This window comes from Allobosea sp. 2KB_26 (genome assembly GCF_052115715.1).
Lineage (GTDB): Bacteria > Pseudomonadota > Alphaproteobacteria > Rhizobiales > Beijerinckiaceae > Allobosea.
On the sequence record NZ_JBFRHE010000005.1, the window covers coordinates 202,728 to 215,841 of the forward strand.

The following is a 13,114-nucleotide window of genomic DNA, read 5'->3' on the forward strand; positions in this document are numbered from 1 at the left end:
TGATCAGATGTAAATTATCTATAATTAATGCATCTGATCTATGATGGACTCCACATCGCGGCGAAGAATGCAAGCCCCTCCCGCCATGCACCTGTCATCCGACGATCGAAAAGGCCTCGCGTGTGCCACCGGAGGAGGTGCGAACGGGCTTCGTCCCGATCCACTGGACATGCCGCGCGAGGGTCGCAGCGGCAGCCTCGATGTTCCCCTCGCGCAGCGCAGCAAGGATAGCGCGATGGTCGTGATCGGTGCGTGCCTCCCATTCCGAACGCCAGGCCGCGAACAGGAAACGAGCGCTCGTGGCATGCAGATCGTCGATCGCGGCCAGCAAGCGCGGCATCACGCAAGGGGCGAGGATCAGCTTGTGGAAGCGCCGGTTCGCGTCCTCCCAGGATCGCACATCCTGCGATTTGTCGCCTGCACGCGTCGCTTCCTCAGCCTGCTCGAGAATCGCCCGAGTCAGATGCGGCGCGGCATGACGCAGCGCCAGCACCTCCAGCGCCGCCCGCATTTCCGCGACCTCGCGGACCTCACGCAAATCGAAAGCGGCGACACGCACGCCCCGACGCGGCTCGCTGACGGCCAGACCCTGCGCCTCCAGCCTTTGAAAGGCCTCGCGCACCGGCACATGGCTGGCGCCGAACTCGGCCGCGACAGGGTCCTGCCGCAAGCGGGTGCCGGGCTCGATCGCTCCGGAGATGATCCGGTCAGCCAGGGCGCGGCTGATCCGGATGGCGAGTGTGTCTTTCGGTTCGCTGGTCATTTTTTATAGATAATTTTGTTGTGGCCGCGTGTCGAGCGACCCTTGCCGTCCGGGCACCCCAATGTCGCTTGCCCCTTCACCGCGTTGCGGCCAGACTCACCGGCACATCCTGGGAGGTCCTTCATGTCGCAACTTCCCGCTGACGACCCCATCCTGGGCGATGCCCGCTCCTGCCAGGCGATCGAGCAAGTCATCGTGCCGCGCGCGCGCGACCTCGGCGGTTTCTCGGTCAGGCGCGCCCTGCCCTCGATCGGCCGCAAGATGGTCGGACCGTTCATTTTCTTCGACCAGATGGGCCCGGCCGAATTCCTGCTCGGCGAAGGCATCGATGTACGCCCGCACCCGCATATCGGGCTGGCGACCGTGACCTATCTCTTCGACGGCGAGATCATGCATCGCGACTCGCTCGGGACGGCGCTGCCCATTCGCCCCGGCGCGGTCAACCTGATGACGGCGGGACGCGGCATCGTCCATTCCGAACGCACCGCTCCGGAGGAGCGCCTCAAGGCACCGAAGCTCTATGGCATCCAGACCTGGCTCGCCTTGCCGAAGAGCCATGAGGAAGTCGCGCCGGAATTCATCCATCACGCAGCGCCCGAACTGCCGCGCATCGTCGAAGGCGGCAAGCGCATCAGCCTGATCATGGGTTCGGCCTATGGCCAAACCTCGCCGGTGAAATTCCCCTGGGATACGCTCTATGCCGAGGCGGTGCTGGCGCCCGGCGCCATCCTGCCGCTCGACCCCGATTACGACGAGCGCGCGGTCTATATCGTCTCCGGCAAGATCGACATTGCCGGCGAGGAGTTCGGCGCCGGACAGTTGCTCGTCTTCAAGCCGGGCGACCGCATCTCGATCCTGGCGATCGACCAGAGCCGGCTGATGCTGGTCGGCGGCGAGCCGATGGACGGCCCGCGCCACATCTGGTGGAATTTCGTGTCCTCCTCGAAGGAGCGCATCGAGCAGGCGAAGGAAGAATGGAAGGCTGGCCGCTTCGACACCGTCCCGGGCGACGAGGCCGAGTTCATTCCCTTGCCCGAGAGCTGAAGGCCGCTCCGCGACGTTCAGGCCTGAGCGCTCGCTGGCGGGAAGCTGCCAGCAATGTGTTTCCAGATTTGCGGGAGCGGGTGGGCCTGCAGGCCATCGGAGGAACAGCCATTCGAAGCCTTCCCATCATCCGGCCTGCAACCCTGACCGCAGCTCGGCCGAAGAGAGTTCGCCCGAAGGAATCGCCCTCAGCGCCGGCATGCGGGACGCAAGGATCGCGGCGGCCGAGAGCGCAAAGAGGATGACGGGAAGCCAGATCGCGAGCTCAAGTCCGAGCCATTCGCCAGCAAGGCCGCCCGCAATCGCGCCCAACGGCCGCATGCCATACATCGCCGTCGTCAGCGTGGCGCTGACGCGACCGAGCAAAGCCGGCGGCGTCACCGCCTGGCGAAGACTGGTCTGAATGATGCCCCAGAGAATCGGGCCGAAGCCGAAGAGGAAGAAGGCGAGCGCCAGCGCCGCAAGGCCGAGCGACGCCGGAGCGATGGCCAGCAGCAGCGCGCCGAGGAGCGATGAAGCCGGGCCGAACACGAGAAGCAACCCGGTTGGCAGGCGCGCGATCAGTGCGGCGCCGAAGAACGCGCCGAGGATCAGGCCGGCACCATAGACCGACGAGGAGAGACCGATCGTCTCCGGGGCGAGCAGCAGAATGCGCGCGGCATAGGGTGCAAACAGCGCCATGAAGGCGAAGAAGGCCAGGTTCCAGGCGATGGCGCAGAGCGCGATCGGCCTGAGATAGGGATGTTGCAGGACGAAGGCCCCGCCTTCCGCAATGGCCCGGTGCAACGGCTGGCGTGCGGCTGCCACCGGCCGCTCGGATGGCAGGCGCATGGCAAGTGCCAGGACCACGATCCCACATAGGGCACACAGCGCCAGCCCGAGCGCGCCGATGCCTCTTGCGACAGCCCAGCCGGCGAGCAGCGGCGCGGCCAGGCTCAGCACCGCGCGGCCGAGTTCCATCCGACCATTGGCACGCGGCAGATCACTAACCGCCACCATGCGCGGCAAGAGCACGAAAATGGACAATGCGATGACAACCGGGCCAGTCGCGGCAATGAAGGCCGAGAAGGCCAGCGCCCAGTTCGTATGCCCCGAGATAAGCAGCGCCGCGCCGATCAGCGAGCCCGACAACAACAACCCGCCGCCGGCGAGAATCAGTGAGCGGGGTGCAACCCGGTCCGCCCACACCCCCGCAGGCAGCGAGACGACGAGCCATGCCGCCGACTGAGCCGCGACAAGCAGGCCGACAAGCCGACTGCTGGCGCCAGCCTGCGTCGCTGCGAGCGTGATGGTGTCGAGCGCCAGCTTGTCGGCGAACTGCGCGACGATGCCGGCCAGGAGCAGGCCGAGGGGAAGGTGCGACGACATGGCGGGCTTCCGTCTTTGCGAGGTTGCCGCCAGCGTCCCACGCCGAGGACATCAACCCCACCCGTTTCCTGTCTTCCGACGCTGTGACGACCCGCCGGTTTGCCAGCGCCGCTCGCAGGCTTTATTCGAAGTCGATCACCTCGAAGGAACGTGTCGCTCAACCGTGCCCCGCCCTGCCACTCCACTTCTCGATCAAGTTTGCGATCCCGCCGCATTGCGCCGCCTGGACGATGTCCAGTTGCGTCAGCTCGCCGACGAACTTCGCGCCGAGACCATCGATGCGGTCTCGGTCACCGGCGGCCATCTCGGCGCTGGCCTCGGCGTGGTCGAGCTGACCGTCGCCCTGCACCATGTCTTCGACACCCCGGATGACCGCCTGATCTGGGATGTCGGCCATCAGGCCTATCCGCACAAAATCCTGACCGGCCGGCGCGACCGCATCCGGACCTTACGCCAACCTGGAGGCCTCTCCGGCTTCACCAGGCGCAGCGAGAGCGAGTACGACCCCTTCGGCGCCGCTCATTCCTCGACCTCGATCTCGGCCGGGCTCGGCATGGCGGTCGCGCGCGATCTCGCCGGCAAGCCCAACAATGTCATCGCGGTGATCGGCGATGGAGCGATGTCGGCGGGCATGGCCTATGAGGCGATGAACAATGCCGGAGCTCTCGGCTCCAGGCTGATCGTCATTCTCAACGACAACGACATGTCGATCGCGCCGCCGGTCGGCGCGATGTCAGCCTATCTCGCGCGGCTGGTCTCTGGGCGCACCTATCGCTCGCTGCGCGAGGTCGCAAAATATCTGGCGGAGAAGCTGCCCCGCTTCTTCCACGAGAAGGCCAGGCGCACCGAGGAGTTTGCGCGCGGCTTCTGGACCGGTGGGACGCTGTTCGAGGAGCTCGGTTTCTATTATGTCGGGCCGATCGACGGTCACAATCTCGACCACCTGCTCCCGGTGCTGCGTAATGTCCGTGATGCGCAGAGCGGGCCGATCCTCGTCCATGTCGTGACGCAGAAAGGCAAGGGCTATGCCCCCGCCGAGGCGAGCGCCGACAAGCACCACGCCGTGGTCAAGTTCGATCCCGTCACCGGGCAACAGGCCAAGGCTCCTGCGAATGCTCCGAGCTACACCAAGGTCTTCGCCAATGCGCTGATCAAGGCGGCGCGCGAGGACGAGAAGATCGTCGCCGTCACCGCCGCCATGCCCTCGGGCACCGGCCTCGACGCCTTCGGCAAGGAGTTTCCCGGCCGGACCTTCGATGTCGGCATTGCCGAGCAGCATGCGGTGACCTTCGCCGCCGGCCTGGCAAGCGAAGGCTACAAGCCGTTCTGTGCGATCTATTCGACCTTCCTGCAGCGCGCCTATGATCAGGTCGTGCATGATGTCGCCATCCAGAAGCTACCGGTGCGCTTTGCGCTCGACCGGGCCGGCCTGGTCGGCGCCGATGGCGCGACCCATGCCGGGGCCTTCGATGTGGCCTATCTCGCCTGCCTGCCCGACATGGTGGTGATGGCCGCAGCCGACGAGGCGGAACTGACCCATATGGTTGCGACCGCCGCCGCCTATGATTCCGGGCCGATCGCCTTCCGCTATCCGCGCGGCGAAGGCGTCGGCGTGGAGATGCCGCAAACCGGCATTCCGCTCGAGATCGGCAAGGGCCGGATCGTCCGCGAAGGTTCGCGCGTGGCCATTCTGTCGCTGGGCACACGGCTTGCGGAGAGCCTTGCGGCCGCCGAGTTGCTCGGTCAGCGCGGCCTCTCGACCACGGTCGCCGACGCGCGCTTCGCCAAGCCGCTGGACGAGGCGCTGATCCTGCGGCTCGCCCGCGAGCACGAAATCCTGATCACCGTTGAGGAAGGCTCGATTGGGGGCTTCGGCAGCCATGTCCTGCACCTGCTGGCGAGAACCGGAATGCTCGACGGCGGGCTGAAGGTGCGAACGCTGACGTTGCCAGACCTCTATCAGGATCAGGACAAGCCGGACGTGATGTATGCGCTGGCCGGGCTCGACGCCGCAGGCATCGTGCGCAGCGTCGAGCAGGCGCTGGGCACGCCGGACGCCGTGCGCCGCGCTTGAGCGCGGGCGGCTGAAATCATGAAGAGCCGGGCGGACCAGCTTCTCGTCGAGCGCCGCTTCTTCGAGAGCCGCGCGCGGGCACAGGCGGCGATTGCCGCCGGCCTGGTTTCGGCTGGCGGTATCACCGTCCGAAAAGCCTCGGAAATGATCGCGCGCGACGCCGAGATTCTGGCCGAGGCGCCCCATCCCTATGTCTCGCGCGGCGGGCTGAAACTGGCGGCAGCGCTCGATGCCTTCGGCTTCGATCCAGCCGGATTGACCTGTGTCGATGTCGGCGCCTCCACCGGTGGCTTCACCGACGTCCTGCTCCGGCGCGGTGCGAAGCACGTCTTCGCCGTCGATGTCGGGCGGGACCAGCTTCATCCCAGCCTGAGGGACCTTGCGCGCGTCACCAGCCTCGAGGCGCGCGACATCCGGGCACTGGATGCGGCAGAATTTGCTCCGGCTCCGGCGCTCGCCGTGATCGATGTCAGCTTCATCTCGCTGAGGCTGGTCCTACCGGCCGTTGCTGGCCTGCTGACGCCCGAGGCCCGGATCGCGGCACTGATCAAGCCGCAATTCGAAGCCGGACGAGCGGCGCTCAAGAAGGGCGTGGTGCGCGATGAAACCGTGCACGCCCAGGTCTGCGCGGAGATTTCGACGCTGTTCGCGGAACTGGGCTTCGCGGTCAGCGGCCCGATCCCCTCACCGATCGAGGGCGGCGACGGCAATCGCGAGTTTCTGATCGGCGGCTACCGGCTAGATTAGATCAAACCGCAGACCACTTTTCGGGCCGATGCATTCTGCGTACGCATCGGCCTTCCCGAAAACCGCAGACCACTTTTCGGGCCGATGCCTTGGGACGCTACGTCAGCTCGCGAACAGGGTGTCGATATTGTTCTGCAAGGACCGGACATCAAAATCGTCGGCATCGATCTGGCCGTTGACGTTGATGAAGAGCGTGGTGTGACCGATCAGACTGCGCAACGCTCCAGCTGCGACCTCGACGACCGCCGCGACATCCTCGCCTTCGTCCAGATCCCCGAGCAGTGCGGTCGCCGTGGCGATCAGCTGGCTCATGGTGCCGCAGAGCTCCTCGAAGGCCTCGACCTGACGTGAATCGAGCTGGTCGTAAGCCGCGAGCGCCTCCGGTGCGCAGCGCAGCCGCGAGGTCTGGAAATGCTCGCGGTACCCGACTGCCCGCCAGCTGCGGAGCTCCTCGATGATGCCGCGATCCACCGGCACCATTTCGATCAGCATCAGCGCTTCGCCGTAGCGATTGAGATAGTCGGTCGAGAGCGGGGGCTTCCCGGTCGGACCCAGCCGTTCATCCGCGTCAACGGCCAGCGCTCTCATCGCGGGGGCGGTCATCCTCAGGCCTCTGAATTGGCGGGACTATGCTCGATCAAACCCGAATAAAGTGTTGATCCGAGCGGTAAGGCTTGGCACATCCAGCATGACATGTGTGGTCGCTACGCCGTTACCCTTCCGCCTCAGGCGATGCGCGAACACTTCGCCTATCCCGAGCAGCCCAATTTTCCGCCGCGCTACAACATCGCGCCGACGCAGCCCGTGCCTGTCATCCGCAATCATGAAGGCGGACGACAGTTCCTGCTGATGCGCTGGGGCTTCATTCCCGGCTGGGTCAAGGACGCCAAGGACTTTCCGCTGGTGATCAATATCCGCAGCGAGAGCGCACGCGAGAAACCGTCCTTCCGCGCTGCTTTCAGCCGCAGGCGCTGCCTGATGCCGGTCGACGGCTTCTATGAATGGCATCGGCTCGACAAGGAGAGCCGCCCCTATCTGTTCCGCAGGCCGGATCACGGCCTCTTTGCCTTCGCCGCCCTGTGGGAGACCTGGCATTCGCAGGACGGCTCAGAGATCGACACGGTTGCGATGGTCACCGGTCCAGCCAATGGCCTGATGTCGGCCTTCCACCACCGCTGCCCCGTCATCCTCGCGCCTGCGGATCACGCAGCCTGGCTCGATGCCAGCGCGCGCGACGACGATGTCGCAATGCTGCTGAAGCCTCCCGCAGAGGATTTGCTGGAAGCGGTCCGGATCGGGACCGCGGTGAACCGCGTCAGCAATGACGGGCCTGAAGTCCAGGCCCCCTATGATGCGACACCGGAAAACCGGACAGCGCCCGCAAAGCCGCGCCGACCAGTCGAGCCACCGGCGCAGGGGAGCCTGTTCTGAGCGGCTTGGCCGTGTGCGGCCAAGCCTGAGGGGCTGCCGCCTTACAGCACGGCGCCGGGGTTCAGGATGCCTTGCGGGTCGAGCGTCGCCTTGAGCGTCTTCATCAGCGCGAGCTCGACCGGGTCCTTCACGCTCGGCAGCAAATAGCGCTTGAGCCGGCCAATGCCGTGCTCGGCCGAAATCGAGCCACGCATTTCGGTGACGATGGCGTGGACGGCACGATTGATTTCGTCCCAGCGTGCCAGGAAAACCTCCTTGTCCGCCCCGATGGGCTGGCTGACATTGAAGTGGATATTGCCGTCGCCGAGATGGCCGAAGGCCACCGGGCGGCAGCCCGGGATCATCGCCTCGACCGTCGCAATGGCGCGAGCCAGGAAATCCGGCGTTGCGTGCAGCGGCACGGAAATGTCGTGCTTGATCGAACCGCCCTCGAAGCGCTGCACCTCCGACAGCATCTCGCGCAGCTTCCAGAAATCCTTGCGCTGTTCCAGCGAGCCGGCCAGCACCGCATCGGTGATCAGGCCCTTCTCGAGCGCCTCGCCCAGGAAGGCTTCGACAGCCTCATTGAGACCCGCCGCGCTTTGGGCCGAAACCTCCATCAGCACATACCAGGGCGACGGCTCCGAAAGCGGGTCACGGGTGCTGGCAGCATGGCGCAACACGAATTCAAGCCCGATGCGCGGCATGAGCTCGAAGGTCGTCAATGTGCCGCCCGCGCCGGCCTTGGCGGCGTTGAGCAGGGCCAGCGCCTCGGCCGGCCCCGGCAGCGCGAGGAAGGCGGTGGCGCGCGCCGCGGGAAGCGGAAAGAGCTTCAGCACAGCAGCGGTGATGACGCCGAGCGTACCTTCGGCGCCGATGAAGAGGTTCTTCAGGTCGTAGCCGGTATTGTCCTTGCGCAGTTGCCTGAGCCCGTTCCAGATGCGGCCGTCGGCCAGCACGACCTCGAGCCCCATGCAGAGCTCGCGGGCGTTGCCATAGGCGATCACGGCGGTGCCGCCGGCATTGGTGGAGAGATTGCCGCCAATGGTGCAGGTGCCCTCCGAGGCCAGCGAGAGCGGGAAGAGCCGTCCGGCGGCTTCAGCTGCTTCCTGCGCACGCTGCAGCGTGACCCCGGCCTCGACGATCATGGTGTCGCCTTCGGCGTCGACGGCCCGAACCTTGTCGAGCCGCTGCAGCGAGAGAATGATCTCACGCCCGTCGGCAACCGGGATCTGCCCCCCGACAAGCCCGGTATTCCCGCCCTGCGGCACCAGCGTCGTCCCGGTCTCGGCTGCAAGCCTGACGATCGCCGCGACCTCCTCGGTCGAGCCCGGGCGCACGACTGCCGTCGCCTGGCCGCGAAACAGATCCCGCCATTCCTTGAGATAGGGCAGCATCGCATCCGGATCGGCAATGATGTTGCGCGCGCCGACGATGCCGGCCATCCGGTCCAGAACTTGAGCGCTCATAGGGCCTCCGGGGTCACTTCCTGCCTGGGCGCCGAAACCGGGCGACCAGCTCGATGTGAGCGGAATACCGGAACTGGTCGACCGGCGTGACACCGTCCAGCGCATATCCGCCCGCGACCAGAAGCGCCGCGTCGCGTGCGAAGCTCCCGGCATCGCAGGAGACATAGACAATTGTCGCGACCTTCGATGCGGCCAGCCGCTTCACCTGCGCCTCCGCCCCGGCGCGAGGCGGATCGAGCACCACCGCATCGAAGCCATTCAGCTCGGACTCCAGCAGAGGCCGGCGAAAGAGATCGCGTTGCTCGCCGGTGACGGGCTTCAGCCCCTGCGTTGCACTCGCGGCCCTGAGCAGGGCCTGCACGGCCGCCTTGTCGCTCTCCAGCGCATGAACCCGCGCCTTCTCGGCCAGTCGGAAGGTGAACGGTCCGCACCCGGCGAAGAGATCCGCCACACGCTTCACCTTCGGCAGGGCATCGACGACGAGGGCAGCGAGACGCTCCTCGCCTTCCGCCGTCGCCTGAAGAAAACCGCCGGGACCGGGCGCGACATAGGCTCGTCCCATCGCCTGCAAGGGCGGGCGGCGCTCGACGATGACATCGCCATGCATGGCAAGCCGAGCAAGATCGAGCCGTTCGGCCACGTCCGTCAGGGTCAGGCGCAGCTTGTCTCCGGCGGGGCCGTGGCCACGAATATCGACATCGAGCCCGGCCTCGGACGCTGTGACCTGCAGGTCCAGGGGCTTGTTCGAGCCCCCCAGCCGGTTTGCGAGCAGCTGCGCGACGGCAGGGGCGCGCGCAAGGCCGGGAGCCAGCACCGGACAGGCCTCGACGGCAATGAGGTCATGACTGCGCGCCATCATGAAGCCGACCATCATGCCCGCGCCTTCGCGCCGGGCGTGGAAGGTCACGCGGCGCCGACCCACTCCATGCGCATCGACCACCGCCGCTACCGGAGCATCGATCCCGACGCGGGCGAGCGCGGTCACGATCTGCTGCCGCTTCCAGTCCTGATAGAGTGACTGAGGCATATGCTGCGCCGCGCAGCCGCCGCAGCGGGTGTAGAGCGGGCAGATCGCCGCCACCCGCGATTCAGCGGGCGCCAGGATCTCGACCAGTTGCGCGCGGTCGCCATCGCGAACGACCCGCACCGTCTCCCCGGGCAGAGTATAGGGCACGAAGACCGCGCCCTGGGACGTCTCGGCAATGCCGTCGCCGCGCTGGCCGAGATGCGCGATCGTGAGGGTTTCGTTCATGGCGAGAATGGACATGCGGATTTACGTTTGTGACCTTCGGTTTAGGTTCGCCTATCAGGTTGAACCGAAAGAGGGAAATCCGGTCGTCCGATCCGCGCAATTCGAAAAATTCTTCCCGTGAAACGAGAAGAAAATTCTCTATCTTGACGTGCAGCGCCGCTCCGGCCCGACCGGGGACGCGTCTGGGCCCGAGGAGCGATTTCCATCATGACGATCCGCAACGGTGTCATCGAAGCCATCGGCAATACGCCCCTGATCAAGCTCAAGCGTGCCTCGGAGATGACCGGCTGCACGATCCTGGGGAAGGCCGAATTCATGAACCCGGGGCAATCCGTCAAGGACCGCGCCGCCCTCGCAATCATACGCGATGCCGAGGCGCGCGGCCTGCTGAAACCTGGCGGCGTGATCGTCGAAGGCACGGCCGGCAATACCGGCATCGGGCTTGCCCTCGTCGGCAATGCACTGGGCTATCGCTCGGTGATCGTGATCCCGGAGACGCAGTCGCAGGAAAAGAAGGACATGCTGCGACTTGCCGGCGCGACGCTGGTCGAGGTGCCTGCGGTCGGCTACGCCAATCCCAATAATTACGTGAAGGTCTCGGGCCGCCTTGCCGAGGAACTGGCGAAGAGCGAGCCGAACGGCGCGATCTGGGCCAACCAGTTCGACAATACAGCCAATCGGCAGGGTCATATCGAGACGACCGGGCCGGAGATCTGGCGACAGACCGAGGGCAAGGTCGACGGCTTCATCTGCGCGGTCGGCACCGGCGGCACGCTTGCCGGCGCCGCGATCGCGCTGAAGGGTTTCAACCCGAAGATCCGCATCGGCCTTGCCGATCCGATGGGGGCGGCCCTGCATTCCTGGTTCACGACCGGCGAACTGAAGGCGGAAGGATCCTCGATCACCGAGGGCATCGGTCAGGGCCGGATCACCCGGAATATCGAGGGCGCTCCGATCGATGTCTCCTTCCAGATCCCTGACGAGGAGGCGATCCCGCTCGTCTTCGAACTGCTGGAACATGAAGGGCTTTGCCTCGGCGGCTCGTCCGGCATCAATGTCGCCGGCGCGATCAGGCTGGCGAAGGAGATGGGTCCGGGCCACACCATCGTGACCATCCTCGCCGATTACGGCACGCGCTATCAGTCAAAGCTGTTCAATCCGGAATTCCTGCGCTCGAAGGGCCTGCCCGTTCCTGGTTGGCTGACCCGTGGCAGCGAGGGCCTTAACGACGTGATGGCCCGCGTGCTGGCGTGACACCGTGCTGCTGAACCGCAGGACACTGGACGGCATCGCAGCCGGGCGTATCACGCTTGTGTTCCGCCGCTGGCGCCGCCCCAGCGTCCGGGCCGGCGGCACGCTCCTGACGAGCATCGGCCTGCTGGCGATCGAGGACGTCGAACCAGTCGAGGAGATCGGCGAGGACGAAGCGCGTGCCGCCGGACATGACACGCGCGAGCGCCTGCTTGCAGAGCTTTCCAGCCGCGAAGGCCAGCTCTACCGCATCTGCCTGCGACTTGCCGGGCCAGATCCACGCATCGCCCTGCAGGCGGAGACCGAGCTTGGCGAGCCGGAGATGCACGATATCGAGGCGCGCCTCATGCGCCTCGACGCGCGCCGGGCCTGGACGCTGGCGACGCTCGCTCTGATCGAGGCTCATCCGGCGCGGCGCGCACCAGCGCTCGCGGCACTGCTCGGCAGGGAAGCCCTTCCGTTCAAGCAGGATGTGCGCAAACTCAAGGCGCTCGGGCTGACGGAAAGCTTGGCGAGCGGCTATCGGCTGTCGCCGCGCGGAGCGGCGATGCTCCGGCGCCTCGCGCCCCGCTAACGGCGCCGCGATCTACCGATCGGCTTGACGCTGCTCCCGACGGGCTCGCCCAGTGGAAGGCTCAGGCGGCCAAGGCAACCTTCAATCCGGGCGTCAAAGCCACTTTTTCCAGCGAAACAAGACATAGGGCACCACGGCCGCGACGATCATCATGCCGACCGCGATCGGGTATCCGAACTGCCAGTCCAATTCCGGCATCGTCTTGAAGTTCATGCCGTAGACCGAGGCGATCAGCGTCGGCGGCATCAGGGCGACGGCGACGACCGAGAACAGCTTGATGATCTTGTTCTGCTCGATGCTGACCAGACCCAGCGTCGCATCGAGCATGAATTGCAGCTTGCTCGAGAGGAAGGTCGCGTGCTCCTCGATGGCCTGGACGTCGCGGATCGAGGTGCGCCATTCCGGTGCGAAGCCGCTCGCGGCCTTTTTAGGCCGCTTGTAATTGGCCGAGAGGAAGAGCAGCACGCGCTCGATCGCGACCATGCTCTCGCGCACATTCGAGATGATGTGCTCGTATTGGCCGATCTTCTGGATCACGCCCTGATAGGCGCTGCCCTGCTCGACCTCGGCCGCCTTGCCATCGAAGATCCGGCGCGAGGCACCGTCGATCTTGTCACCGACACCGCGCAGCACCTCGGCAGCCCGGTCGACGATGGCCTCGATCAACCCCTCCATGATGGCTTCAGGCTGCATGCCGCAGCCACCCGGTTTGGCGACGCGGTTGAGAAAGATGCCGAAGGCGCCGGGCTCGTCATAACGCACGGTCACCAAGGCCTTCTCGGTCAGGATGAAAGTGACGTCCGCCAGTTTGGGGACATTGCTGTCCGACTGGCAGATCACCCGCGCCGTCATGTAATGCGCGCCGTTCTCGGTATAGATGATCTCGGACGGCTCGAGATCATGCATCTCCTCGCGCGTCGGAATCGAGATGCCGAGATGGGTCTCGACCCGCTTGTCGTCCGTGGAAGTCGGATTGAGCAGATCGATCCAGACGGCTCCGACCGGGATCGGCTCATCCTGGGAGAGCGGGCGATGGGCCAACCGGTCGCCATGGTCGGGGCAGATGCTGTGGATCAGAAGCATAGGGGGAGCGACTCGTCAGCGGCCGGCAGGGCGCCTTGCTGCAGGGCAGGAACTCCAAGCCGCCAACGATGTCAAACCG

The 13,114-nt window shown here is 65.8% G+C and carries 12 protein-coding genes; 6 read left to right on the top strand and 6 right to left on the bottom strand.

Annotated elements, in window-relative coordinates; translation table 11 throughout:
* Positions 1 to 94: 94 nt before the first annotated feature.
* On the bottom strand, positions 95 to 763 hold the full coding sequence (locus tag AB4099_RS16770) for a GntR family transcriptional regulator (RefSeq protein WP_441478868.1): 669 nt from the start codon (positions 761 to 763) through the stop codon (positions 95 to 97).
* Between the two features lie 123 nt (positions 764 to 886).
* On the opposite strand from AB4099_RS16770, the gene AB4099_RS16775 reads away from it, so the two are divergent.
* Positions 887 to 1,807, top strand: coding sequence for a pirin family protein (locus AB4099_RS16775; protein WP_441478869.1), 921 nt, complete (start codon positions 887 to 889; stop codon positions 1,805 to 1,807).
* A 126-nt stretch (positions 1,808 to 1,933) separates the two neighbouring features.
* Here AB4099_RS16775 and AB4099_RS16780 read toward each other — a convergent pair whose 3' ends face one another.
* On the bottom strand, positions 1,934 to 3,175 hold the full coding sequence (locus tag AB4099_RS16780; RefSeq protein ID WP_113515514.1) for an MFS transporter: 1,242 nt from the start codon (positions 3,173 to 3,175) through the stop codon (positions 1,934 to 1,936).
* A gap of 163 nt (positions 3,176 to 3,338) precedes the next feature.
* Here AB4099_RS16780 and dxs point away from each other — a divergent pair, with 163 nt between their 5' ends.
* Both dxs and AB4099_RS16790 read left to right on the top strand, forming a co-directional pair.
* Positions 3,339 to 5,249: a 1-deoxy-D-xylulose-5-phosphate synthase gene (gene dxs, locus AB4099_RS16785; RefSeq protein WP_113515513.1), complete on the top strand. Its 1,911-nt coding sequence runs from the start codon at positions 3,339 to 3,341 to the stop codon at positions 5,247 to 5,249.
* Between the two features lie 18 nt (positions 5,250 to 5,267).
* Positions 5,268 to 5,996 carry a TlyA family RNA methyltransferase gene (locus tag AB4099_RS16790; RefSeq protein ID WP_441478870.1) on the top strand — a complete coding sequence of 243 codons (729 nt, stop codon included), beginning with the start codon at positions 5,268 to 5,270 and terminating at the stop codon, positions 5,994 to 5,996.
* A gap of 102 nt (positions 5,997 to 6,098) precedes the next feature.
* Here the strand turns inward: AB4099_RS16790 and AB4099_RS16795 are convergent, their stop codons facing one another.
* Positions 6,099 to 6,584, bottom strand: coding sequence for a hypothetical protein (locus AB4099_RS16795; protein ID WP_441478871.1), 486 nt, complete (start codon positions 6,582 to 6,584; stop codon positions 6,099 to 6,101).
* Positions 6,585 to 6,689: 105 nt separating this feature from the next.
* On the opposite strand from AB4099_RS16795, the gene AB4099_RS16800 reads away from it, so the two are divergent.
* Positions 6,690 to 7,427, top strand: coding sequence for an SOS response-associated peptidase (locus tag AB4099_RS16800; protein ID WP_441478872.1), 738 nt, complete (start codon positions 6,690 to 6,692; stop codon positions 7,425 to 7,427).
* Positions 7,428 to 7,468: 41 nt separating this feature from the next.
* On the opposite strand, the gene AB4099_RS16805 is transcribed toward AB4099_RS16800, so the two are convergent.
* Positions 7,469 to 8,875 carry an FAD-binding oxidoreductase gene (locus tag AB4099_RS16805; protein ID WP_441478873.1) on the bottom strand — a complete coding sequence of 469 codons (1,407 nt, stop codon included), beginning with the start codon at positions 8,873 to 8,875 and terminating at the stop codon, positions 7,469 to 7,471.
* A 13-nt stretch (positions 8,876 to 8,888) separates the two neighbouring features.
* Positions 8,889 to 10,142 carry a class I SAM-dependent RNA methyltransferase gene (locus AB4099_RS16810; protein WP_441478874.1) on the bottom strand — a complete coding sequence of 418 codons (1,254 nt, stop codon included), beginning with the start codon at positions 10,140 to 10,142 and terminating at the stop codon, positions 8,889 to 8,891.
* 192 nt (positions 10,143 to 10,334) lie between these two features.
* On the opposite strand from AB4099_RS16810, the gene AB4099_RS16815 reads away from it, so the two are divergent.
* Together AB4099_RS16815 and AB4099_RS16820 are read left to right on the top strand one after the other, a co-directional pair.
* The gene (locus tag AB4099_RS16815) at positions 10,335 to 11,381 is read left to right on the top strand and encodes a cysteine synthase A (protein ID WP_441478875.1); all 1,047 of its coding nucleotides are present in this window, start codon (positions 10,335 to 10,337) and stop codon (positions 11,379 to 11,381) included.
* Between the two features lie 4 nt (positions 11,382 to 11,385).
* On the top strand, positions 11,386 to 11,952 hold the full coding sequence (locus tag AB4099_RS16820; protein ID WP_441478876.1) for a hypothetical protein: 567 nt from the start codon (positions 11,386 to 11,388) through the stop codon (positions 11,950 to 11,952).
* A 93-nt stretch (positions 11,953 to 12,045) separates the two neighbouring features.
* Here AB4099_RS16820 and AB4099_RS16825 read toward each other — a convergent pair whose 3' ends face one another.
* Positions 12,046 to 13,035, bottom strand: a complete 990-nt coding sequence (locus tag AB4099_RS16825) for a magnesium transporter CorA family protein (RefSeq protein ID WP_441478877.1) — start codon at positions 13,033 to 13,035, stop codon at positions 12,046 to 12,048.
* Positions 13,036 to 13,114: the final 79 nt, after the last annotated feature.

Coding starts and splice junctions, on each gene's coding strand:
- AB4099_RS16800 (WP_441478872.1), top strand. CDS start 6,690: ATGTGTGGTCGCTACGCCGTTACCCTTCCGCCTCAGGCGATGCGCGAA.
- AB4099_RS16825 (WP_441478877.1), bottom strand. CDS start 13,035: ATGCTTCTGATCCACAGCATCTGCCCCGACCATGGCGACCGGTTGGCC.
- AB4099_RS16770 (WP_441478868.1), bottom strand. CDS start 763: ATGACCAGCGAACCGAAAGACACACTCGCCATCCGGATCAGCCGCGCC.
- AB4099_RS16815 (WP_441478875.1), top strand. CDS start 10,335: ATGACGATCCGCAACGGTGTCATCGAAGCCATCGGCAATACGCCCCTG.
- AB4099_RS16775 (WP_441478869.1), top strand. CDS start 887: ATGTCGCAACTTCCCGCTGACGACCCCATCCTGGGCGATGCCCGCTCC.
- AB4099_RS16805 (WP_441478873.1), bottom strand. CDS start 8,875: ATGAGCGCTCAAGTTCTGGACCGGATGGCCGGCATCGTCGGCGCGCGC.
- AB4099_RS16780 (WP_113515514.1), bottom strand. CDS start 3,175: ATGTCGTCGCACCTTCCCCTCGGCCTGCTCCTGGCCGGCATCGTCGCG.
- AB4099_RS16790 (WP_441478870.1), top strand. CDS start 5,268: ATGAAGAGCCGGGCGGACCAGCTTCTCGTCGAGCGCCGCTTCTTCGAG.
- AB4099_RS16810 (WP_441478874.1), bottom strand. CDS start 10,142: ATGTCCATTCTCGCCATGAACGAAACCCTCACGATCGCGCATCTCGGC.
- AB4099_RS16795 (WP_441478871.1), bottom strand. CDS start 6,584: ATGAGAGCGCTGGCCGTTGACGCGGATGAACGGCTGGGTCCGACCGGG.